The organism is Mucilaginibacter oryzae, from assembly GCF_003148845.1.
Taxonomy (GTDB): Bacteria; Bacteroidota; Bacteroidia; order Sphingobacteriales; family Sphingobacteriaceae; genus Mucilaginibacter; species Mucilaginibacter oryzae.
The window spans coordinates 481,856-505,664 of sequence record NZ_QGHA01000002.1; the positions used below are offsets into that span (position 1 = coordinate 481,856).

Sequence of the window (23,809 nt, forward strand, 5' to 3'; positions counted from 1 at the left end):
TAATGATAAAAAAGGGTCTTAATAAGTTAGGTATATTAATTTTATACCTGATCTCGCTGCTTCCCTTTTGGTTTTTATACATTTTATCCGACGTTTCGTTCCTGATCATTTACTACGTGGTGCATTACCGCCGCGACGTGGTGCAGCAAAACCTCCGGAACGCTTTCCCGGAAAAATCAGACCGGGAGCGCCATAATATCGAACGTAAATATTACCGTTATCTTTCGGATTTGATGGTGGAAACCATTAAAATGATCACCGTATCTGAAAAGCAGATCCGCAAGCGGGTAGTGGCCACCAACTCCGACCTGGTTTTTGAATATTTTGGTAAAGGCAAAAGTATCATAGCGGTAGCAGGTCATTATTGCAACTGGGAGATGGCGGCGCTTAACTTTAATTTTGTTACCGATAAGCGTTTTATGATTGTTTATAAGCCGCTCAGCAACCCAACGTTTAATGATTTTTTTATCAAAATCCGCTCGCGTTTCGGGGGGCAGCCGGTGGCCATGAAGCAAACCTTGCGTAAAATGATCGAGTATCGTAAAGAGCTTACCGTAAGCGTGCTGGTGGGCGATCAAACCCCTGTAATGCATGAGGTGAATTACTTTACCAACTTTTTAAACCAACCCACCGCGGTTTTTTTGGGCATTGAAAAAATAGCCAAAACAATTGATGCTGCCGTTGTTTTTTACGATATGCGCCGGATAAAACGCGGATATTATGAATATACGCTGATCCCGCTAACAGAAACGCCCAAGCAAACAGCCGAATACGAGATAACAGATATGCACGTGCAATATCTGGAAAAGGTGATCAGGAGAGAGCCGCAATACTGGCTTTGGTCTCACCGGAGATGGAAGTTTAAGCCGGAGGATTTACACAGATGACCCATACACCCAAAGTTGCTGTAGTTATTTTAAACTGGAACGGCCTAAAATACCTTAAACAATTTCTTCCCTCGGTTTTAGCCTCTACCTGGCCTAATCTTGATATTGTAATGGGGGATAACGCCTCATCGGATGATTCGGTTGCTTTTATACGCCAATATTACCCGGGTGTACGTATTATCCAAAACGATAAAAACTATGGTTTTACAGGCGGCTATAATCGTGTGCTGGCACAGGTGGAGGCCGATTATTACATCCTGCTCAATTCGGATGTGGAGGTTATGCCTGGCTGGATAGAACCCGTTATAGAACTGATGGAAAGCGACAGCATGATCGCTGCAGCGGCGCCTAAGATACGTTCGTACGCCCAGAAAGAATATTTTGAACATGCCGGCGCTGCCGGTGGTTTTATTGATAAACATGGTTACCCGTTTTGCCGCGGCCGTATTTTTTATGAACTGGAAAAAGATCATGGCCAGTACGATGAATCGGGCGAGGTGTTTTGGGCATCCGGAGCTTCATTATTCATTAAAAAGCACATTTGGGATGAGTCCGGCGGTTTCGACGAAAGCTTTTTTGCTCACATGGAGGAGATCGACCTTTGCTGGCGGCTAAAAAACATGGGTTATAAAGTAATGTATTGCGCGCAATCCATCATTTATCATGTTGGCGGCGGTACGCTCAATGCCGAAAACCCTTTTAAAACTTACCTCAACTTCAGGAATAACCTTTTCCTGATCAGGAAAAACATGCCTGCTTTCAGTGCTTTCCGGGTGATTTGTATCCGCTTTATGATGGACCTGATGGCTTTACTGCGCTTTTTAATGGAAGGCAAACGTAAGGATGCATGGGCCGTGAGCCGCGCGCATCAGGCCTTTGTTTTAAGCCTTTTTAAAAAGGCAAAAGGCAAAAGGTTAAAGGTAAAAGATGGGGCTGTTCAGAATACAAAAGGTATTTTGAGGGCAAGTATAGTTTGGGCTTTTTTTGTTAAAAAGAAAACCCGTTTTACTGATCTTGATCCGGCGGATTTGTAGGATTTGTGGTATCCTGTCTGTCTTCGGTTTTTGTTTCACGCGTTATTGGCGCCTCTATTTTAATTGGCGGCAAATTATCCGGCCAAACAATTTTTACGTCCTGCTGGCGGAACGGAATTTCAATGCCTTCGCGTGCAAATACCTCATAAATATCGGCCAGTACCCTGCTTTTCAAACCAACCCAGGTGTTAATATCCGCCGCCCAAAAAAGGATCCTGAAATCAACCGAACTTTCATTCAGGTTATGTACAAGCACAGATGGCGCCGGTTCGGTCATGATGTCATCATGGCCCTGCAAAAGGCTAAACAAAATCTCTTTTACCTGTTGAATATTGGAACCATAAGCTACGCCAACAATTAGATCTACACGGCGGTTATTGTTACTGAGTGTCCAGTTTATTACGTGGTGCGATATCAGGTCGCCGTTGGGTACAATTACTTCGGCCCCGTCTGATGTGGCTATTTTGCTGGCACGGATGCCGATATCCATGATGGTGCCCGAGCGGCTGTCAACTTCAATAATATCGCCCACCTGGATCGGTTTTTCAAAAGCGAGGATTAGCCCGGACACAAGGTTGTTGACAATGTTTTGCAAACCGAAGCCGATACCGATACCAAATGCCGAGATGATGATGGTAATTTTATCGATAGGAACGCCGGAAGCCGCTACAGCCAGGAAGAACCCCAAAGCAATAACACCGATACGGATGAGCAGGGTAGAGGTGCGGTTCTTTTTCTTTGCTACATCCAGATCGTTGGCATGCCTTGCCGATACATCGTACAGGTAGCTGATGATTTTGGAGGCGATGGACGAGAGCCAGATCACGGTAACGAAAATAATTACGCTTTGAAACGTGAACTGCGTATTAGTACCGCCTATGCTGCGGTTTTTGGTAAGGAAATCACCCAGGAAATCGAATACGGTATCTTCCACGCTCAGGTTTTGGGTAAGCATTACCAGCCATAGTATCGTTACCAAAACACTTAGTACACTTTTAAATTTATTTTTTAATAACTTATAATCGATAAATGAGGTAAGGTTATTGCTGTTTTTGCCTGCTTCAAGTTGCAAAAACAAGGCTTCCATCAATATATGTACGATATAATACATGGCCAGCGCCAGCCACAAGTGATACGCGCTGGTTACCCCGATAATTTTAGCCAGGCTCACCCTGCCGAATACGTTGCAAAGAAAGGATACGGCCTGAAAAAAAATAAAGGCTTTTAAAATCAAGCTACTGTAAGGCAGGTACAGGTCTTTATCGAGATTAACTTTTTGTAAAAAGCTGAAACTTATTACCGAAGCCGCTAAAGCTAACAGCAAGATGGTTACCCTGTCAATATTGGTAACCTGGATATACAGATTGCTTAAACTATACAAAAATGTTACTACAAAAATAGCGGCCATATACCTGAACATGTTGGCCGGGCAAACCTTTTTGATAAGGTAAAGAATGGCCACCATCAGGATCCCCAAAAAAGTTTCGAGCACAACAACCGGCGGATGGTTGTAAAAATTGGGTACTAAAGTAAACGTTATGATAATCGAGGAAACAAAGGGGTGTTTTACCACGTAGTTTGCCTGGCTCAGGATATCACCGGAAGATTCATTATCACGGGATATTTTACGGCGGCTGGCACGGATCCAGGCAAAAAAGGCTAATAGCAACACCAAGCCGGACAAGTGGATGATAACGTCACGGCCAATGAAAAAACTAAACAGTTTAATATTCATATCGCTGGTTGCCTTCGTGGCAGCCCCGAAATCACTTCCTTCGTCGGCTTCCATAGCCCAGATGTTGTTGTACTCCTGCGATACCGCACGTTCGCTAAAATCCCTGATCTTTGAATCGATCTGGTCTTTCATATCAAGTATCGAAATATAAACTGCCGAAACACGGTTTTGAAGCAGGCCTATTTTTACCGTTACTTTTTTATTGATGGTGTCCAGGCGATGGTATTTACTGTCGATAGCTATTTTTTGGATAAGATAGGTTGTTGCCAATGAGCTATCGGCGGGCAGGATCTTTAAGACACTATCTCTTGAAATAGCGTCGAGATCGTTTTGGTTTTGAGTGAGTTTAGTGTTAATATCAGCCAGTTGCTCCTGCCATATATCCAACTGGTCATCACTACGGGTAAGCACATCCCGGATGGTGTACAGGTACCGGAGGGTGCTCGATTTATCGTTATCTATTAATGATTTGATCAGGGTAATTCGTTTTTCGTAGGATGGCAGCGCGGCGCTGATCTCTGCAGTATCCAGCTTTTTGGAAAGGTTTGCCTTGATCTGGTTAAACTCGGAGGTATAATACTCAACCTTTTGCAACAGGTTATTTACCGAAGTATCTGAACGTTTAAGCGAGCGCATCACCGAATCGCGCGCCAGTATTGCCGCCCGCAGGGAATCGCGCACGGAATGTGTTTTTTTCTTTTTTGTTTGTGCCGATGCATTTAAACTGAACATCAGTGTAACAAACAATACACTCAACGTAGCAACTTTTTTTATTTTAGGCATCTTCGAACAGGTAGTAAACTGAGCAACGGGTTAACAAAAGAAGCGACAAAGCGTTTTGTTTTTTTGATGATTTTAATTGATTTTTTTGTTTTCACCGATTATTGATTTTTCTATATCTAACTAACAAGGGTTGGCATTAAAACTAAGTCCTTATCAGTGATAATCAAAAAAATTACTGAAATCAAAAAACTATAAACTAAAGTGTTCAACAGCCAAACGGTAACTATCCATCCCGAAACCGGCAATAACCCCTTTGCAATTAGCGGCAATCATTGATTTATGCCTGAACGCTTCACGTTTGTGTACGTTGGAGATATGTACCTCAATAACCGGCGTATTGATAGCGGCAATAGCATCTGCAATAGCGATAGACGTATGTGTGTACGCGCCTGCGTTCATCACGATGCCATCATAACTAAAGCCAACTTCGTGTAATTTATTTATAATTTCGCCTTCAATATTACTTTGGTAATAATCGATACTGATGTTGGCAAAGCGGGCACGAAGGGTTGCGAGATAGGTTTCAAAACTGGCATCGCCGTAAATTGATTTTTCGCGAACGCCTAAAAGGTTCAAATTGGGGCCGTTGATAATTTGTATCTTCATCAGTTCAAACTTAGTTATAAATCATCAAAAATAAATAAACTTGGATTGGCGTTCGGCAATAAAAGGTTTCCAGGCTTATCTGCGGTTAGAGAAGTCGATGTCTGCCAATTCGGTTGAGGCCTATAGCCGTGATATAGAAAAGCTATACCAGTTTTGCGAATTGGGTGACAATAAACTCAAACCGGATGCGATTACGCTGACCAACCTGCGTGATTTTATTACCTGGATAGTTGAAATAGGCATGATCCCTTCGTCGCAGGCGCGTATCCTTTCGGGCACTAAAGCTTTTTTTAAGTATTTGCTGATAGAGAATATCATCAGTAGTGATCCGTCCGAGTTGCTCGAAGCGCCGAGAATCAGGCGCAAGCTGCCCGATACGTTAAGCTATCACGAAATTAACAAGCTCATTGCCGCTATCGATCTCTCTAAACCGGAAGGCGTACGCGATAAAGCGATATTTGAAACCCTGTACGGGTCGGGCTTGCGCGTGTCGGAAGCTATAGAACTCAAATTATCCAACCTGTACCTTGATATTGAATTTATAAAAGTAACCGGTAAGGGCAACAAGGAACGCCTGGTGCCTATTGGCGCCGAAGCAATAAAGGCGCTGAAAATATGGATTGAGCAGGTAAGGGTACATGTCCCTATAAAAAAAGGTGAGGAAGATTTTGTTTTTTTAAACCGCCGGGGGAGCCGCCTCAGCCGCCAGCTCATTTTCATGAATATTAAAGCCCTCGCCGAAGCCGTTGGGATCCAAAAAAAGATAAGTCCGCATACGTTCAGGCATTCCTTTGCAACGCACCTGGTTGAAGGCGGTGCAGACCTGAGGGCGGTGCAGGAAATGTTAGGGCATGAAAGTATTACCACTACCGAGATTTATACCCATTTGGATAGAGAGTATTTAAAGAGTACGATAAGCCGTTTTCATCCAAGATCGTGAGCACGGCCCCACCCAACCCTCCCCGGCAGGGAGGGCTTAAAAAAAGTTTTAAAGTCTCCCCTGCCGGGGGAGATTTAGAGGGGGCTGGCCTTTATCATCCTATCCCTGCCACTCATATCTCTCCTTAACTCAATATCCTTAAACCCTTTATCAGCCAGCAATTGAACAGTTTCTTTGCCCAAGCCTTCATTTATCTCAAAATACAACTGCCCGTCGGCATTTAAATTCTCCAAAGCAAAATCGGCTACCGCTCTATAAAACAGTAAGGGCTCATCCTCAGGAACAAATAATGCAGTATGCGGCTCAAAATCTGTTACATTACTATGCATCTTCTTTTTATCCTCGAGGGTAACGTATGGGGGGTTACTAACAATAATGTCGGATTTTGGAATTTCTATTTCGGATTTGATGTTGAGGATATCAGTTTCAATGAAATTAACTTCAACGTTATTCAACTCAGCGTTGCCTTTGGCTGTTTCCAAAGCACCTGTCGAAATATCGATAGCAGAAACATGGGCTCCGGGCAAGTTTTTTTTCAGGCTGATAGCAATACAACCGCTACCGGTACCAATATCCAGTATAGACAGCCTTTTGCCTTTAACCTTTTGCCTTTCACCTTCTAAAATCCATTCCACCAGTTCCTCCGTTTCGGGGCGTGGTATGAGCACGTAAGGGTTAACTTTAAATGACAGACCGTAAAATTCGGTTACGCCGAAAATATATTGGATGGGCTTGCCGGTTTTTAGTTCAGCAAGTACGTTTTTCGTCTGTTCAGCCTGTTCTGTGCTTAATACTCTATCAGGGAAGGCTTTGATCGATGCGTTCGACATACCGGTAATCTCTCCTAAAACAAGCAGCGTAATTGCTTCAATTTCATTGGCATCATATACGCCGTTTATCTGTGCACGGTAATCTTCAAAAACATCCTTAATCGTCATCATGCAACAAAGTAACATAAAAGCTACTTTTGCAGCATGGTTCAACATGAAAAATATATGCGTCGCTGCCTGGAACTGGCCCAATTGGGGGCGGGTTATGTTAGCCCGAACCCTATGGTTGCCGCGGTTGTAGTGCATGAAGGTAAAATAATAGGCGAAGGCTACCACCAGAAATATGGTCAGGCCCATGCTGAGGTTAACGCCATTGCGCAGGTAACCGGGCGTTTTGATAACCACGTTGAATTGCTTAAAAACTCAACCATATATGTTTCGCTGGAGCCTTGCGCACATTATGGTAAAACGCCCCCCTGTGCCGATCTGATCATTAAACACCAGTTCCCGAAAGTAGTAGTGGGTTGCCGCGACCCCTTTGCGCAGGTTGACGGGAAAGGCATCGAAAAACTGCAAAATGCGGGCATTGACGTGGTTACAGGCGTTTTAGAAGAGGAATGCCGCTGGCTTAACCGCCGTTTTTTTACAAAGGTACAAAAACACCGTCCTTACATTATACTGAAATGGGCGCAAACCAGTGAAGGGTTTTTCGCCCCTGCCGATGGCAGCCGGTTTTGGATCACCGGTCAGGAAGCCCGCAAACTGGTACACAAATGGCGCAGCGAAGAAGATGCCATACTGGTTGGCAAAAATACCGTAATGGCTGATAACCCGCAGCTAAACACCCGGTACTGGGAAGGCCCATCACCCAAACGCGTTGTTATTGATCGCCGGCTTGAATTAGATAAAGGACTTAATGTATTCGATAACTCGGCCGAGACGCTGGTATTTAACGAGGTTAAGTTTGATGTGGAGGGCAATAATAAGTTCATAGCCCTCGAAGATTTTGATCGCTTTGTGCCCCAGTATATTTTGTACCAGTTGTACCTGCAGGATATCCAGTCGGTTATTATTGAAGGAGGCGCACATACCCTTAACTCATTTATTGAGGCCGGGCTTTGGGATGAGGCCCGGGTATTTACAGGAAATAAAGTTTTAGCCAAAGGCATAAAAGCACCGCAAATAACAGGTATACTTGCAACCGAAGATAATGTGGGTGCCGACCGCCTGCAATTGTTTTATCATAAACCTGCTATATAAAATGCTGTTTGTTTTTTTAAGTATCTGTTGTAGCGTAATTGTATCCATTTTATTAAAACTGGCCAGGCGTTATCACATTAATGTTTACCAGGCTATTACCTGGAACTACTCGATGGCGATACTGCTTACCTGGATTTTTTATAAGCCTGAGTTGGGAGCCTTAAAAAACGCGCCGGTGTATAACTATGCGGCGTTGGGCGTATTGTTCCCTGCTTTATTTGTTATTATGGCCGCCTCGGTGCGTAAGGCGGGTATTGTACGGACAGACATCGCCCAGCGGCTTTCTTTGTTTATACCCATACTGGCAGCCTTTTTATTGTTTGGCGAAACCGCGGGGGCGATAAAGGTCATCGGTATCGCGCTGGCTTTTATCGCCATCATTTGTTCCATACCCTGGCAAAAATCGGGCAGCAAAACCGAAAGCGGTGCCTGGGGCTACCTGCTAATTGTGTTTTTAGGCTTTGGTGTTATTGATGTATTGTTAAAACAGTTAACAAAGGTTAATAACGTACCCTTTACCACGGCTATATTGGTTATTTTTATCATAGCTTTTGCGCTTACCTTTATCGGCTTAATTTACCAGGTGGCCACCAAAAAGATGAAGTTCTCGTGGCCGCATATCCTGATAGGATGGATTTTAGGCGCGGCGAATTTTGGAAATATCCTGTTTTACCTGAAAGCCCATAAAGCCCTGGCCAATAACCCATCCGCAGTATTCTCATCCATGAATATAGGCGTTATTGTAGTTGGCGCTTTAATTGGCATACTTGTTTTTAAAGAGAAGTTGAGCCTGCTCAATAAAATAGGTATTGGTGTTGCCGTACTGGCTATTATCATTATTTATTTCCCGCAAACGCTGGGCTTTTTGCACCTGTAATTGTAATTGATGCTTTTTGAAGATACTTATAAAACGATAGAAAAACCTGCCGAAGGTGTTTTTCGTGACCGTGGCAGCAAATTTTTAGCTTACGCTTATCCTATCCAATCAGAAAACGATATTAAAGCCATTGTGGCCCGGCTAAAGGCAGAACATCCCAAAGCCAATCACCATTGCTGGGCCATGCGCCTAACTATCGACAGATCTGTTTTCAGGGTTAATGATGATGGCGAACCATCAGGAACAGCAGGAAGGCCCATCCTGAACACGCTGCTATCAAAAGATCTTACCAATATCCTGGTGGTGGTGGTTCGCTATTTCGGCGGAACGCTGTTAGGTGTTCCCGGGTTAATTAACGCTTATAAAGTTGCGACCGAAGAAGCATTGAATGCGGTGACTGTGATTAGTAAAACCGTTAATGACGTTTATACAGCCTCGTTCGAATACCTGCAGATGAATGATGTGATGCGGGTAATTAAAGAAGATAGCCTTTTGATATTGAACCAGCAATTTGATAATGATTGCAGCATTCAACTGTCCGTCCGTAAAACCCAGGTAGAACAGGCCCTTTTTAAACTCAGTAAAATAAGCGGTGTAAAGGTAAAATACGATTACAGTATTTAACCGTGCTGTACTGTTTTGGCGTTGTTTTTGTGCCGATTTAATTCCTTAATTGTGCGGTAATTGTCTTAATTTCGTCGGGTATGCAATCGTTTGACTTAGATAAAACCGACTTCCTTCGTATTAAGGCGGCCCTCGAAGCGGAGGATGCTGATTTAGAACTCGTTCTGAAGGAATACCATGCCTCGGAGATTGCTATACTATTCGAAAAGCTGCAGCAGGAAGAAAAGGAGAGGATCATCAATATCCTCCCCACCGATGTTGCTTCGGAAGTTTTGTCGGAAATGGACGAAGAGCACGGTCCCGCCGAATTGCTGGTAAATCTTGAGCCCGAAAAACGTACCGAGATAATTGAAGAACTTGACTACGACGACGCGACCGATATTATCTCCCAGCTTGATGAAGAAGACCAGCAGGAGATATTAGAAGACCTTGACCAGGAAGACGCGAGCAACATCCGCGCCCTGATGACCTACGCCGAAGATACTGCCGGCGGGTTGATGAACTCCGAGATCATCAAGGTAAATATCAACTCGGATAAAAAAGACGCCCTTGATGAGATCATCCGCCAATCGGAAGAGATGGAAGAGTTTTATACCATTTGTGTGGTTGATAATAACGATATCCTCAAAGGCATCCTCTCTATCAAAACGGTGATCAAAGCCCGCGCCGATGCACGGATAAGCGACCTTGTAAATACCGATTTTGTTTTTGTTAAAGCTGATCTGGACCAGGAGGAAGTTGCGCGTTTGATCAAGCAATATAACCTCACCAGTATTCCTGTTGTAGACGACGATATGAAACTCCTCGGGCGTGTTACCGTAGATGATATCATTGACGTACTGGAAGAAGAAAGTACCGAGGATTTATTGAAAATTTCGGGTGTATCTGAAGACGAGGAACTGAGCGGTAACTGGCTGGAAGCGGTTAAAAGCCGTTTGCCATGGCTGGTGATTAACCTTGGTACGGCTTTTTTAGCAGCATCCATTATCCGTACTTTTGATGATACAGTAGCCAAACTATCTATCATATCCGCCTACATGACCATTATTGCAGGTATGGGTGGAAACGCGGCCACGCAGGCCCTGGCGGTTACGGTCCGCCGTATTTCGCTAAGCGACCTAACCGATAAACAGGCCTATAACACGGTTTTAAAGGAGTTTTTGGTTGGTATGATAAATGGTGCTGCCAACGGGCTGATTGTATTTGTAGTAGCCTTTTTTTACGATGCCAACCCGATGTTGGGCCTGGTGCTCTTCCTGGCTATGACGGGCAACCTGATAATCGCCGGTTTAACCGGTGCCTCTATTCCCTTGATTTTAAAAAGGGTAGGGATTGACCCCGCTGTAGCCTCGTCCATCATTATCACCACTTTTACTGATTGTATCGGGTTTTTACTGCCTTTGTATTTAGCTACCAAGTTGCTGTTGAAGTAAAGTAATGTTAAGTTTTTGGCCGCAGAGGCGCAAGCGTCTTTAAAAGTTTAACATTTTGAGCAAGCAAAGGCGTTAAGACACAAAGAACTTTACCCATGAAATTGCAATTTCTAATTGATAAAATTCAGGAGTTACCTGAATAGCCAATAGTTTATGAGCTCCCCCGGAAAAATGCGTGCATAGAATTCGCCAACCAACCACGAAAAACTTCGCGTCTTAGCGCCTTCGCGTGCCTAAACTCACCTCCCTGCAAAACGAAAAACATTCTCCAAAAAAAACAAAACCCTTTGCTTATTAGCTTCTTCCGCACATTAACCAGCCAAAAATGTTATATTTATAAATAATCTTTGATATTTGCGTGTTCGCATTTACTAAATAACACTGTTGGGAAGAATTTAATCTGAAACTGATGACTGAAGTTAGACACGACTGGACCAAGGAAGAAATAGCAGAAATATACAATGCACCGTTGCTGGACCTGGTTTATAAGGCGGCAACTATTCACCGCGAAAACAAGGATTATTCGGAAGTGCAGATCAGTTCGCTGATCTCGATCAAAACCGGTGGATGCTCTGAAGATTGCGCTTATTGCCCGCAAGCTGCCCGTTACAACACCGGTGTTGATGTACATGCTATAATGCCCAAAGATGAAGTGATAGCTGCCGCCGAAAAAGCGAAAGCCGGAGGCGCTTCACGTTTATGCATGGGTGCGGCCTGGCGGGAAGTGCGCGATAACCGTGATTTTGACAAGGTAATAGATATGGTAAAAGCCGTTAACGAACTGGATATGGAAGTTTGCTGTACATTGGGCATGCTTACCGAAAGCCAGGCACAACGTTTGGCCGATGCCGGTTTATATGCTTATAACCACAACCTTGATACATCCGAAGAGGATTATAAGCGGATCATCACTACCCGTACTTACGATGAGCGCTTGAAAACCATCGAAAACGTGCGTAAAGCAAAGATTACGGTATGCAGCGGCGGGATCATTGGTTTAGGCGAAACCGTTGCCGACAGGATCTCGATGCTGAAAACACTTTCGAGCCTGTCTAAGCATCCCGAATCGGTGCCGATTAATGCGCTGGTACCGGTAAAAGGAACGCCGCTGGCCGATCAGGCCCGTGTATCTGTTTGGGATATGGTACGCATGGTGGCTACAACCCGTATTATCATGCCAAAAACGGTAGTTCGCTTGTCGGCAGGTCGTACCGAAATGTCTACTGTTGAGCAGGCTTTTTGCTTTATGGCGGGGGCCAATTCAATTTTTGCCGGTGAAAAACTGCTAACCACACCAAACCCATCTTTTGATACCGATATGGCTATGTTTGAGCTTTTAGGTTTAACTCCTCGTAAGGCATTTAAAAACGGCAGACCGAATACCGTAAAAGAAGAATTTGAAGTAGCAGGTTAACTGGATTTACCTTAACGTAAATAGCGGCCCGGTTTTTCCGGCGCCGCTATTTATGTTAATCATCATCGTTATTCAGTTTCTGAAGCTGCCGCTTCGTTAACGTAATTTTCAGCTACTTCTGTCAGTAGCGCGTCTGCATTCTTTTCTTCAGCCAGTGTAGCTTCAAATAAGGCCTGCGCGTCATTGTAGCCTAAGGTTCCGGCAAGTGTTTTCAGCGTACCATAAGATGCGATTTCATAGTGCTCTACTTTTTGAGCTGCCGAGATGATCGCGACGTCACGCACTTCAGTGCCTTTTTCGGTTTCAGAAAGCAGCTCGTCCGCTTCTTTAAGCAAACCTTCCATCGCTAAGCATTTTACAGCTTTAGCCTTTTCACCAATCGACTCAAATGCCTGTTCTATACGGGCAACATGATTTTTGGTTTCTTCCAGGTGGTTGTTGATCGCCTGCTTCAGGTCTTCTGATGTGGCGTTTTTAGCCATCTTAGGCAAGGCTTTGGCAAGGTGTTGCTCTGCCCAGTAAATATCCTTTAACTCGTCAATAAATAATTCTTTAAGCGCACTCTCCGCTTCCGGGGTACGGGTAGCCGCGGTTACGGCTTTTTTGCTTGTTTTTGTTGCCATAATGGTAGATTTATGTTTGTTGTTTTTAATTTGTTGCAATTCGTTAATCAGCAAATCCGCTACGGCGCTGATGGTTTGATGGATGATTTCCTCGCATGAGCCTTCAAAAACCTTTCTTGCGCCGACTTCATGCCCGTTGATGCGTACGAATATGAACATCGTCCCGACAGGTTTTTCTTTGGTTTCGCTGCCTCCCGGCGTTGTTAAACCGGTTATTGTAACCTGTATATTTGACGGGATAAGTTTTTCCAGGCGATAAGCCATTTCCCTTGTTACCTCCATCGATTCTGGCGTAAATTGGTTGATGAGTTTACGCGGTACACCAAGCAAGGAAACTTTTAAATCAGCGTCATAACAGGTAATACCTCCTTGAAGCACCTTTCCTGATTCTTCCGCCAGCGCAAACTCCGAGCATAACCAACCGGCGGTAGCGCTTTCGGCAAACGCTACTGTCAGCCCAAGTTCGGCCATGATCCTGCTGCATTGTTGTATTTTTTGTTCCGACATTTTTTGCTTATTCACCAGTTTCGCTTATCCAGGCCTTGGCTTCGTCCAGTTGCTCATGCGTAAACCCTTTTGATTTGCCGGGGATCACGAACCGAAACAGGTCGGTAAACCATTCCACTCCTTTTTGTTCCGAGACAACCGCTATACGGTTCCACTTGATAAAATTCTTCAGGCCTACTTTTAGGTCGGACCACTAGGCGGCCAGGGTGAAATTTTGTACACCTGTATCAAGAACCAACAGGTAATTGATAGCGCCTTCGCGCGCGGCAAGCTCGTTTATAGCAGGTAGTAAAACTGTTTCCATGTCTCCGCGGGTTATTTCGCCCGTGGCCCTGATACCAACTACATGGTTGGGCAGGTTATCTATTAATTTTAGCATATTCACTTTTGTTTAAAATACAATGATGGTTACGGTTCAGCATTTGATAACCTAACCCGGCGAAAAGCGCAAATACCATGTGGGCGGGTACAAGCTGTATATAGTATTTATCATAGCTTAAAGCCGGCGGCCGCGGATGCGCCTTGAAGGTTGCCTTCCAAACAGCTACAGCTATAATACCGCTAACGCCGCCCAACCATATTCGGGTTAATAAATCGTGCTTCAGTTTGCCGCTACGCCAGAGATGAACATACACCAACGCGAAAAGCATCCCTACGCCATAATGCCCAAGCCAGCCCAGCGACCAGCGTTGTTGCTGGCTAAGTTTTGGCAACAGGCGACCAGCTAACTGCCCGAGCCTTTCCGGTTCACTGAAGTTTTCATTCTCTGCAACCGACACGAGGTAACTGAACAGGGTCATGAAAGTGGTGCCTGTTATCGCCGATATCAAAACATCTTTAAATCTCATCTTCATTAATAGGTTGCAGGTTTTTGGTTGCAGGCCCGGTTAGCACGTTGCCATCGATGTCATAACGGGCACCATGGCAGGGGCAGTCCCAGCTTTTTTCTGTACCGTTCCATGCTACTATACAGGCGGCATGGGTACAAACGGGGTTCAAGGCATGGATTCCGCCCTTTTCATCCCGGTAAGCGGCTACTTTTTTACCATCTACTTCCAATAATTGTCCGGTTCCGGGCAGGAGTTGCTTCAATGAATCTGTTTCTTTAATGCCGAACCGATCGGCCACGAAGTGGTAAGCCGCGTCCGCGTTCTCTTTTACAAATTCGCTGAAGCTATCAACCGGTTTTATGCGTCCGGGGTCGAAAATTTTTTGATAGGGGCTTTCCTTACCTTCAACTAGGTCGGCAAGTACCCGGCCGCCAATGCTCCCCAGCATCATCCCATTACCATTATAGCCCGTGGCGCAAAAAATACCTTTGGCTGCCATCGGCATCTGGCCGATGTAAGGCAAACCATCTACCGGCACGTAATACTGGCTGGACCAACGGTATTTAACCGAAGACACGGGATAATATTCTCTTGTATATTTTTCAAGATCGGCAAAAGCTTTTTCCGGATCATCATGCCCTGTTTTATGGTCATTGCCGCCAACCAGTAAAATTTCTTCACCGTTAAGCCGGTGGCTGCGTACGTAATGGTAAGGTTCCTGACAGTCATAGATCAAAGCGTCAGGATATCTGCCACTTTTCAGGCTCACACCAATAACGTAGCTTCGGTACGGTGCGCATTCAAAATTGAATACATTGATGTTGGGCGGTAAATGCGTAGCGTAGATCACCGCCCTTGCAGCCAGGCTTTTTTCTCCCGACTGCGCATAGTGTACCCCGTCTTTACTGTTAATAGTTTCAATAAGTGTATGTTGATATATAACTCCGCCGGCATCGAGGTAGGCTTTTTTTAAACCGTTAAGATATTTTGTCGGATGAAATTGTGCTTGCCCGTCAAAAGCCAGCGCCTTTTGGAAGGGTACAGGTGTAGGAACTTTTTCCACATAGGCTACAGCAACGCCTACTTTTAAAGCGCCGTTATAAATATCATCCAATTGCTTGCATTGATCAGCGTTTTCGGCGTAGATATAACCTGTTTTGGTTTCGTAATCGCAATCAATAGCTAACTCATTGATGTTGCTCCTGATTAAACCTGCGCCATCTGTAATAGCCCGGGCAAATAAACGCGCTCCTTCTTCTCCAAAGACGCTTTCTGCTTCAGCGTAAGTAGTATCTGCAAAAGTGTTAATATGGGCGCTTGTACCGCCGGTTGTTCCAAAACCTATGGTATGTGCTTCTGCAATAGCAGTTTGCCTGCCTGCCCTCTGCAAAAGCAAGGCAGCGGTAAGGCCGGTAATTCCACCGCCTACAATAAGGCAATCTATCACGGTTGCCGCATCCGGCGTTACTTGTATAGTGTCGGTAGTTATTTGTTGCCAGGGACTGTTATTCTCCCCGTCTCTTAAAGAAAGCCTGCTTTTCATTGTGCGCTGTTGTATACAATACATTACAATCAAAAGTGTAGTGATGTTTTTAGAAATTAAAAATATTTCTTAATAAAATACATTTACTGGCGTTAAGAGTTAAGTATCAATGGGCTATTATATCTGGGCTGTGTTTCTTACCGATTCGCTATCACTATAAATTGGTACATGGGCACAATATTTGTTATTTGTGAATAACTATGGAGCTACAAAAACATCTGCAGATAAAACGAGAGCAATTTGAAAATAAGTTAAAGGCATTTATTAAAAACAACGCCGTAAAGGTTGGCTATTCCTATAATGATCAAAGTGTATTTCTTTGGGGAAGCGAGAGCCTCATCCGGGAATTGCAGCAAATTGCAGCCGACTAATAACGCACATTAAAAAAAACTCCTGTCGCCCGACAGGAGTTAAATAGAACTAAGCTATTTTGAAGGCAGCTGTTGTTGGATTTTTTGGATGGCTGTGAGATGCTTTCTAAGCACTGGTAATGTTTTATCTATCAACTCGCCCATTTCCGGATATTTAACTTTTTTTCTTGCATCCTCAAATTCCCGGATATCTTCCTGATGATCTTTTACCATCGCCGAAACATAAGCAGCATCGAATGCTGAACCGGACAATTTTTCCAGTTGTTCTTTCAATTTCTTTTCTTCACCGCCGATGGAGTCGGGGAGGGTGATCTCTTTACTTTTGGCCAGTTCCTTCAGTTCCATATTAGCCATGGTATGGTCGTTCACCATCATTGCCCCGAATGCCTTTACCTGGGCATTCGCTGCTTTTTGCTGTGCCAGCTTTCCAAGCTCAACCTCGGTTAATCCGCCGTTGGCCGCGTTTACGGAAAACTCTGCATCCGCACCGCTTAACGCCCTGCCGCCTGTTTCGGTATTTTTGTTGTTGACGGAATCGTATTTACTGTTAACGCTGTCAGCCTGTTCTTTGCTATCTTTTGGAGCGCCATTGCATGCTGCAGTCAGGGCGGCAACACAAAACATGGGTATCAATCGCTTGAAATTTTTCATGTTCAATAAAGTTATTGATGTTATATTAAGTAATCGGACAGAAACGCGTTGTAGTAATAGCTGCATTTCAGTCTCAACAAATCCAATAAAGCCATTTTACCACCGGTAATACTGATGATAAAATGGCGTAGTTAAAGTTTTAGATTGGATTTAATAGTCTGATAGCCGGTTATGCTTCAGTTGCTGCCGGGTATGTGCTCCATTGCGAAAGGCCATCAGGTTCAGCACTTTTTACCTCATTGCTTTTCAGGTCACTCATGTCTTTGTTGAGCTTTTCGGTTGCCTTTAGCTCTTTTGTAAAATTTTCGGAAGTGTTGGCTTGGCCTTCGGTTTCTTTTACCTGTTGCAGGGGATTTTCTACATAAATCCATTCCTTTCCTAAGCCAGGCATTTCGCCTTCATTCCACGGCCCCCTTACACTACCTTCAGATAAATTGTAGGCCTGCTGCGTATAACGCGGATCTGCAGCCAGTACGCCCGGCGGGAAATTAGGTTGTATGTCAAGCAGGGCAGCCTCAAACATTTTGTAATGAGCAACTTCGCGGGTCATTAAAAAAGATAGCGTTTCGTGTATGTAAGGGTCATCGGTAAACTTCATCAAGTGTTCGTATACCAGCTTAGCTCTCGATTCGGATGCCAGGTTGCTGCGCAGGTCTACAGTAAGGTCTCCGTTAGAGTGAATGTAAGACGCGCACCACGGAATACCCTGGCTGTTGCGCGGGGTAACACCACCGCCGGTAATAACGCCAAATTGCGGATTGGCAAAAACGGCCTGGTGAATGATATCCTCTTTAGCAGCCTTCCCGTTCATTACCTGCATGATCTCCGAAGTATCGGCGGCATTTTTTAGCTCCCCGTTTACCCCTTTTAACAGCATTTGGATGGTAGCGCCTACAATTTCAAGATGGCTGAACTCTTCCGTAGCGATATCCATCAGCATATCGTATTTATCGGGATGAGGCATTTTGGCGCCAAAGGCCTGGGTAAAGTACTGCATGGCAGCAGCAAGCTCTCCGTTTTCACCGCCGAATTGTTCCAGTAACAGGTTCGCAAACCTCGGATCAGGACGTGAAACGCGTGCGTTAAATTGTAATTCTTTTACGTGATAAAACATAATGGTAGATGTTTAAGTGAAACTATACGTTTACAACCATTCGGTGTTTTGTTTGTTTTTTAATTAAAAAATTTATTTACAATGAAATTTAGAGATACCCGGTTTTTACATCGATCATAGAAGATACCCAGGCGAACTCATCGTGCAATACGCGTTCAACAGTTATTATACCGCATTCATGAATTTAGCCAAAGTTAAACGGGGGGCTTTTTCATTGCTAAAAGCGAATTGCCGCTATGGTGTACGGTGTAATTAGTAACTTGCTATGCGTTCTGCCTATTTAATCCCCGTTTAATAAAGGTTAACCGTGATAGTTTTATATAAATTTAACGGTATAATAAAATTTATATAATTTTAAATTCGATTAATTAAACATTGCCAATTCGACCAATCCATAATGAAAGCGAGATCCTCAGCAAAATTTCTGCTGGAGATGCAAGGGCATTTACCTGCCTGTTCGATTTTTATTACCGGCACCTGGGGCAGTATGTGTACAGATTAACCGAATCGCTTGATGCTACCGAAGAGATTGTGCAGGATGTTTTCGTTAAGATCTGGTCGGGCAGGGAAAATCTTCAGCAGATAGATAGTTTTACAAATTATCTTTTCATTATTACCCGCAACAAAACTTACCGTTTTTTAAAGGAGAAGGCCCTGGCGCATACCAGGCAGCAGCAATATGAACAGCAGTACCAGGAAGAATGCTGTTTCCAGGACGAAACCAGCACAGAAGAGGATTTTTCCCGTATGATAGATGAGTTGATAGAGAAGTTGCCTCCCCAGCAACGAAAGGTTTATGAACTAAGTAAGATAAACCATTTAAAATACGGCGAAATTGCGGCTTTACTATCCATCTCTCCCGAGACGGTGAAGAAACATATTGTAGCAGCTAATAAATTCATCAAAAACAGTATTTCTGAGAAGAACGATCACCTCTTTCTGCTCTTTTTTATGGTTTACGCTCATTTTTTAAAATAAAATATTTTTTTTCTTTTTTCTGACTACCCCTTTTTTTATCGTTTTGACTCTTTAGTAGCAGAAGAGAGAAAAAAGATGTCTGAAAGATTAAACTACTTATTCCACCAATATTTTAACAAGACTGAAACCCCGGCAGAGCGCGACGAATTGATGCGGTTGATCAACACGCCCGGCTCTGAATTCGAGGTTCAGTCGCTGATGGAGGAAGTGTTTACATCTGAGCACTTTGATATCGATCCGTTCGCGCCGGGTACCCGGGAGCGAATGCTAAATACTGTGTTTGAAGGCACAGTAGAAAACACGGTTGAAGAAAGGATTATCCCTTTAACTCAACGGCTCAATAAAATTATATATATAGCTGCCGCCGCGGTGTTGGTTCTGGCATTATCATTAGGCATATATCAATACCGGTCACAAAAAAATAAGGAGGCCCTGGCTGCTACCAGGCCGCAGCCAGATGTAAAACCCGGGGGCAATAAGGCTGTTCTGACCTTGGCCAACGGCGCTAAAATTGAACTGAACGACGCGAAAAACGGTAAGCTTGTACAGCAGGGTAACACGGCAGTTGTTAAGCTTGCCAATGGCAGCGTTGCTTATGTGGCCGGAAACCAGTCGGCCGGCACTTCAATGATCAACACCATGAGTACGCCGCGCGGGGGACAATACAGGTTGCAGTTGCCCGATGGTACCATAGTAATGCTTAACGCTGAATCATCTGTTTCCTATCCAACAGCATTTACCGGCAAAATAAGAAATGTAAGCATCACCGGCGAGGCTTATTTTGAAGTTGCTAAAGATAAGAAGATGCCTTTTATTGTAACCTTCGGAAAACAGAAGGTAGAAGTATTGGGGACGCATTTTGATATCCGCGCTTATAATGAGCAGCCTGGTAAAACTACGCTATTAGAAGGCTCCGTAAAAATATCTAACGGAAGCCAAAAACAATTACTGGTGCCGGGGCAGCAGGCGGTTTACAACACCGGCGCTCAAAAGTTTGACATCAAGGCTGTTGATACAGACGATATCGTGGCCTGGAAAAATGGCTTGTTTGTTTTTGACAATACAGAACTTGACCAGGTGATGCTTGAATTGGCCAGGTGGTACGATATAGATATTGAGTATAAAGGCGTTAAACCTCAGCTTAACTTTACGGGACTGGTTAAAAAGAATATCCCATTATCAAAAGCGCTGAAGATATTAGAAACAACCGGTGGTATTAAGTTTACCATTGCTGCCAATAAAGTGATTATCGAGAAAAAATAGCTATAAACCAATTATTAAATTTAAATGCAAAATATGGATAAATAAACGCTTACTACTTCAGCGGTAATCCCATAAAAAAGCCCTCCCGGATTCCGGCCGGAAAGGCAGTATGCCTGGATTAACCCAAATTTCAAATTAGACTCTGATTTAAACTTAACCCAAACATTCAAATGTATGAAACTACTCTTGCATTCTAAAATTCCTGTGCCTGTTCCGCACGGAGAATGTGACTACCAACAACAAAGAAATTACTTAAAACTGGTACTAAGGACGATGAAGATCACGGGCTTACTCATTTTCTTGCTGGCTATGCAGCTTAGCGCCCGTACCATGGCGCAAAAAGTTAGCATCACCAAGGAAAACAGCGAGTTGAAATCGGTTTTAAAAGAACTGCACAAACGCACAGGTTACTTATTCATTTTTAATAACGCGGTTATGCTTAAGGCCAAGCCGGTAACCATTAATGTGGTGAACACCGAGCTTAGCCAGGTACTGGTGCAGATATTTAAAGATCAGCCTTTAACTTACGAACTTGATGATAATACCATTATTATTAAAGAGCGTACAGCACCCAAACCACAGGATAAAGAAGATGATCAGGCGCCTTTACCAAAAAAAATAACGGGAAAGGTTACAGATAGTAAAGGTAACCCCATTCCTGGAGTAACGGTTATGGTGAAAGGCGGTCAGGCAGCGGTATCAACCCTTGCCGACGGATCGTTTACTATCAATGCAAATAAGGGAGAGATTTTGCAATTCCGTTTTCTTGGTTTCGAAACCAAAGAAGTATTGGTTGACGAGCAAACAACGCTGAATGTTACGCTTACAGAGGCTTCGAAAGGTTTAAGCGAAGTGGTGGTAATTGGTTATGGTAATGCCACCAGGGCAACTTTAAGTAGTGCCGTATCTACCGTAAGCAATAAAGATCTGAATAAAGGCGCTATTACCGATGTGGGCCAGTTATTACAGGGTAAGGTTCCCGGATTGAACATCACTGCCAGCGGTGACCCTAATAAACCGGCTGCAGTTGTTTTACGTGGAGCATCAACCATAAACAGTTCGCAGGGGCCGTTTTACGTTGTTGACGGTGTTCCGGGCGTTGATATCGCAACCATCGCGCCTGATGATATCGCTACCATTGACGTATTGAAAGACGCCGCGGCTACCGCTATTTATGGTAACAGGGCGGCTAACGGTGTGATCATGGTTACCACTAAAAAAGGTAAAAAAGGACAGTTGGCAATAGCGTATAACGGTTATGTAGGCGCCGAAAAAGTAGCTAATCAACTTGACATGATGAATGCTACTGAATTGAGAAGTTTTCTGAAAGCCAATAATCAGGCGCCTTCATCTGCCGACGACAAAGGCGCTAACACCGATTGGCAAAAAGCTATTGAACGTAACACGGCTATATCGCACAATCATAATATATCTATTAGTGGCGGAACCGATCATAGCAGCTATTACGCCAGCGTTAATTACGTGAAAAAAGACGGTATTATTGCCAACACCGGTTTAGAGCGTGTAATTGGCCGTATGGCCCTAACACAAAGCGCTTTTGATGATAAACTGAAATTCAACCTTTCGGTAACCAATTCAAACAGCGATGCTAATGATGTGCCTTACCGCAACGTGATCCTGCTGCAGTCGGCCCTTTTCCTGCCTTTTTCGCCTGTAAAAAATGCCGATGGCAGTTATTTTGAAAACCCGACAACGCAAAACTATTACAACCCGGTTGCTATGCTCAACAACAGCGTGAGCGATACTAAATATAACAACCTGGTAGCCGCGTTCAATACCCAGCTCAAACTTCCTTTTGGCTTAACTTACAACTTAAATTTATCCTATCTAAAAACCAATACCTTACACGGAGAATATTATACCTCTTATTATACTTCGCATTATAATGGCCTGTATGATAACCCTGATCCCGGTTTAGGATACCACTCTCAGCAAACGTTTGGCACAAACGGGCAGGCTACCAGGAGCGCGTTGCAAACAGTGAATAAAATTTTAGAAACCTATTTTAACTGGGATAAAAAGATCGGCAACCACTCCATTAACGCGGTATTAGGCTATTCATGGCAAAACAATACTATTGGCGATGGTTTCCAGGTAACTACATCCAACTTCCCGGTTGATAATGTTAGCTACAATAACCTCGCTTTGAGTAACCCTTACGCGATATCCGGTTTCCAGGTTAACTTTGGTCCGGACGGTGTGTTCCAGGAAACAAGGTTGATATCTGATTTTGCCAGGTTAAACTATAATTACAACGAAAAATACCTGTTACAGGCATCAGTAAGGCGCGACGGCAGCTCTGTTTTCGGTAAAGATCATCAGTGGGGATATTTCCCATCTGTAGGCGCTGCCTGGCGCATAAGCCAGGAAGGCTTTATGAAAGAAAGCAACGCTGTAAATGATCTAAAACTGCGCGCCAGCTACGGTATCACCGGTAACTCATCGGGTTTTAACGCTTATACAGCGCAAGCCATTTCAGGTACCCTTGGTACTTTTTACAGTAACGGTAATTACATTAACGCGTTGGGCGCCACACAGGCAGCCAACACAAACCTGCAATGGGAAAAAACATCCACTGCCAACCTTGGTTTAGATTTTGAACTGTTTAAAGGAAAGGTGAGCGGCTCGCTTGAGGTGTACAACAAAAAAACCACCGGTATGATCTTCTCTTATGCGGTTGATCCTGTGCTGGTACCAACAGGCAGTATCGTGGCTAACGGCGGCAGTATGACCAATAAAGGTATTGAGCTATCAGTTAGCACCACGCCTGTACGCACACCAAATTTCCGGTGGTCAACCTCAGTTAACCTTGCGCATAATAAAAACGTGATCAATAGCTTATCTAACCCGCTGTTTTCCGGGGGCGATTCGGTGTTGTACTCCTTCCCTGAAGGCGCAGGCCAGTCAAGCCACTCATTACAGATCTTAAAATCAGGCAAACCGTTAGGCGAATTCTTTTCGCTTCAGTATGCCGGTAAAAATGCTGACGGCGTTTCGCAATTTGTGGGAGCCGATGGCAAACTGACAACCTCGCCAACAATAGGTACAGATTATCACTATTTGGGCAGTGCCCAGCCCAAACTGCTGTTAGGCTGGTCGAACGATTTTCATTATAAAAATTTCGATCTGAATATATTTTTCAGGGGAGTATTTGGCAACAAGATTTTTGATGCCACCCGTGCCGATCTCTTCAGACCTAATACAGCGCAATACACCAACATCCTGAAGGATGCCGCCGGCGAATCGGCAGCAGATTATAACGCTTATCTGTATTCGTCGCGTTTTGTGGAAAGCGGAAGTTACCTGCGTTTAGATAACGCAACCCTGGCCTATAATTTTAAACTGACCAGTAAATACATCAAGGCTTTCAGGATTTATACTTCGGCCAACAACGTCTTTATCATAACCAAGTATAAAGGTGTTGATCCGGAAATTAACCAGGGCGGCATTTCTCCTGGTGTAGATTACAATAACTTTTATCCCAAAACCAGGACACTGCTGGTAGGGGCTAACGTAACTTTTTAGGTTTAACCAGTTAAAAGAAT

Annotated in this window: 21 protein-coding genes and 1 pseudogene; 12 read left to right on the forward strand and 10 right to left on the reverse strand. The window is 44.0% G+C overall.

What is annotated here, in order from left to right:
* The first annotated feature begins 2 nt into the window (after nucleotides 1-2).
* Both LX99_RS07420 and LX99_RS07425 read left to right on the forward strand, forming a co-directional pair.
* Entirely contained in the window at nucleotides 3-887 is an 885-nt protein-coding gene (locus LX99_RS07420; RefSeq protein ID WP_109607280.1) for a lysophospholipid acyltransferase family protein, read from the forward strand.
* Nucleotides 884-1,921, forward strand: coding sequence for a glycosyltransferase family 2 protein (locus LX99_RS07425; protein WP_109607281.1), 1,038 nt, complete (start codon nucleotides 884-886; stop codon nucleotides 1,919-1,921). Before LX99_RS07420 ends, LX99_RS07425 begins: the two co-directional genes overlap by 4 nt.
* On the opposite strand, the gene LX99_RS07430 is transcribed toward LX99_RS07425, so the two are convergent.
* Nucleotides 1,893-4,439 carry a mechanosensitive ion channel family protein gene (locus LX99_RS07430; protein ID WP_109607282.1) on the reverse strand — a complete coding sequence of 849 codons (2,547 nt, stop codon included), beginning with the start codon at nucleotides 4,437-4,439 and terminating at the stop codon, nucleotides 1,893-1,895. The two genes, LX99_RS07425 and LX99_RS07430, sit on opposite strands and share 29 nt — an antisense overlap.
* Before the next feature lie 189 nt (nucleotides 4,440-4,628).
* Nucleotides 4,629-5,045: a type II 3-dehydroquinate dehydratase gene (aroQ, locus tag LX99_RS07435; RefSeq protein WP_211318968.1), complete on the reverse strand. Its 417-nt coding sequence runs from the start codon at nucleotides 5,043-5,045 to the stop codon at nucleotides 4,629-4,631.
* A gap of 40 nt (nucleotides 5,046-5,085) precedes the next feature.
* Here aroQ and xerD point away from each other — a divergent pair, with 40 nt between their 5' ends.
* Nucleotides 5,086-5,985 carry a site-specific tyrosine recombinase XerD gene (gene xerD / locus LX99_RS07440; protein ID WP_109607284.1) on the forward strand — a complete coding sequence of 300 codons (900 nt, stop codon included), beginning with the start codon at nucleotides 5,086-5,088 and terminating at the stop codon, nucleotides 5,983-5,985.
* 74 nt (nucleotides 5,986-6,059) lie between these two features.
* Here xerD and prmC read toward each other — a convergent pair whose 3' ends face one another.
* A complete protein-coding gene (gene prmC, locus LX99_RS07445) occupies nucleotides 6,060-6,926 on the reverse strand; it encodes a peptide chain release factor N(5)-glutamine methyltransferase (protein ID WP_211318969.1) in 867 nt (288 codons plus the stop codon).
* Nucleotides 6,927-6,959: 33 nt separating this feature from the next.
* Between prmC and ribD the strand changes: the two genes are divergently transcribed.
* From ribD to bioB, 5 genes are all read left to right on the forward strand, one after another.
* Nucleotides 6,960-8,015: a bifunctional diaminohydroxyphosphoribosylaminopyrimidine deaminase/5-amino-6-(5-phosphoribosylamino)uracil reductase RibD gene (gene ribD / locus LX99_RS07450; protein WP_109607286.1), complete on the forward strand. Its 1,056-nt coding sequence runs from the start codon at nucleotides 6,960-6,962 to the stop codon at nucleotides 8,013-8,015.
* Nucleotide 8,016: 1 nt separating this feature from the next.
* Nucleotides 8,017-8,892 (forward strand): DMT family transporter, encoded by an 876-nt coding sequence (locus LX99_RS07455; protein WP_109607287.1) that lies wholly within the window; start codon nucleotides 8,017-8,019, stop codon nucleotides 8,890-8,892.
* Nucleotides 8,893-8,901: 9 nt separating this feature from the next.
* Complete coding sequence (locus tag LX99_RS07460; RefSeq protein WP_211318970.1) at nucleotides 8,902-9,516, forward strand: IMPACT family protein; 615 nt, start codon at nucleotides 8,902-8,904, stop codon at nucleotides 9,514-9,516.
* 80 nt (nucleotides 9,517-9,596) lie between these two features.
* Nucleotides 9,597-10,949, forward strand: coding sequence for a magnesium transporter (mgtE, locus tag LX99_RS07465; RefSeq protein ID WP_109607289.1), 1,353 nt, complete (start codon nucleotides 9,597-9,599; stop codon nucleotides 10,947-10,949).
* 409 nt (nucleotides 10,950-11,358) lie between these two features.
* Nucleotides 11,359-12,363, forward strand: a complete 1,005-nt coding sequence (bioB, locus tag LX99_RS07470) for a biotin synthase BioB (protein ID WP_109607290.1) — start codon at nucleotides 11,359-11,361, stop codon at nucleotides 12,361-12,363.
* A gap of 68 nt (nucleotides 12,364-12,431) precedes the next feature.
* Here bioB and LX99_RS26350 read toward each other — a convergent pair whose 3' ends face one another.
* From LX99_RS26350 to LX99_RS07500, 5 genes and pseudogenes are all read right to left on the reverse strand, one after another.
* Nucleotides 12,432-13,493, reverse strand: a complete 1,062-nt coding sequence (locus LX99_RS26350) for a DUF892 family protein (RefSeq protein ID WP_342769416.1) — start codon at nucleotides 13,491-13,493, stop codon at nucleotides 12,432-12,434.
* 7 nt (nucleotides 13,494-13,500) lie between these two features.
* Nucleotides 13,501-13,674, reverse strand: a pseudogene (locus tag LX99_RS07485) (STAS/SEC14 domain-containing protein); the annotation flags it as partial.
* Nucleotides 13,675-13,686: 12 nt separating this feature from the next.
* Nucleotides 13,687-13,872 carry a SpoIIAA family protein gene (locus LX99_RS07490; RefSeq protein ID WP_109607292.1) on the reverse strand — a complete coding sequence of 62 codons (186 nt, stop codon included), beginning with the start codon at nucleotides 13,870-13,872 and terminating at the stop codon, nucleotides 13,687-13,689.
* Nucleotides 13,853-14,347 (reverse strand): hypothetical protein, encoded by a 495-nt coding sequence (locus LX99_RS07495; protein WP_146203077.1) that lies wholly within the window; start codon nucleotides 14,345-14,347, stop codon nucleotides 13,853-13,855. The genes LX99_RS07490 and LX99_RS07495 overlap by 20 nt, the downstream gene beginning before the upstream one ends.
* Nucleotides 14,331-15,866 carry an FAD-dependent oxidoreductase gene (locus tag LX99_RS07500; protein WP_109607294.1) on the reverse strand — a complete coding sequence of 512 codons (1,536 nt, stop codon included), beginning with the start codon at nucleotides 15,864-15,866 and terminating at the stop codon, nucleotides 14,331-14,333. The genes LX99_RS07495 and LX99_RS07500 overlap by 17 nt, the downstream gene beginning before the upstream one ends.
* A 200-nt stretch (nucleotides 15,867-16,066) precedes the next feature.
* Between LX99_RS07500 and LX99_RS25600 the strand changes: the two genes are divergently transcribed.
* Nucleotides 16,067-16,237, forward strand: a complete 171-nt coding sequence (locus LX99_RS25600) for a hypothetical protein (protein WP_022829844.1) — start codon at nucleotides 16,067-16,069, stop codon at nucleotides 16,235-16,237.
* Between the two features lie 54 nt (nucleotides 16,238-16,291).
* Here LX99_RS25600 and LX99_RS07505 read toward each other — a convergent pair whose 3' ends face one another.
* Nucleotides 16,292-16,888, reverse strand: coding sequence for a DUF4142 domain-containing protein (locus LX99_RS07505; RefSeq protein WP_170122653.1), 597 nt, complete (start codon nucleotides 16,886-16,888; stop codon nucleotides 16,292-16,294).
* Between the two features lie 169 nt (nucleotides 16,889-17,057).
* Nucleotides 17,058-18,002, reverse strand: a complete 945-nt coding sequence (locus LX99_RS07510) for a manganese catalase family protein (protein WP_109607296.1) — start codon at nucleotides 18,000-18,002, stop codon at nucleotides 17,058-17,060.
* A 375-nt stretch (nucleotides 18,003-18,377) separates the two neighbouring features.
* On the opposite strand from LX99_RS07510, the gene LX99_RS07515 reads away from it, so the two are divergent.
* The 3 genes from LX99_RS07515 to LX99_RS07525 all read left to right on the forward strand — a co-directional run bounded on the left by LX99_RS07515 (nucleotide 18,378) and on the right by LX99_RS07525 (nucleotide 23,789).
* Entirely contained in the window at nucleotides 18,378-18,980 is a 603-nt protein-coding gene (locus tag LX99_RS07515) for an RNA polymerase sigma factor (protein ID WP_109607297.1), read from the forward strand.
* Nucleotides 18,981-19,055: 75 nt separating this feature from the next.
* Nucleotides 19,056-20,243 carry a FecR family protein gene (locus LX99_RS07520; protein WP_109607298.1) on the forward strand — a complete coding sequence of 396 codons (1,188 nt, stop codon included), beginning with the start codon at nucleotides 19,056-19,058 and terminating at the stop codon, nucleotides 20,241-20,243.
* 174 nt (nucleotides 20,244-20,417) lie between these two features.
* Nucleotides 20,418-23,789, forward strand: coding sequence for a TonB-dependent receptor (locus LX99_RS07525; protein ID WP_211318971.1), 3,372 nt, complete (start codon nucleotides 20,418-20,420; stop codon nucleotides 23,787-23,789).
* The last annotated feature ends 20 nt before the right edge of the window (nucleotides 23,790-23,809 follow it).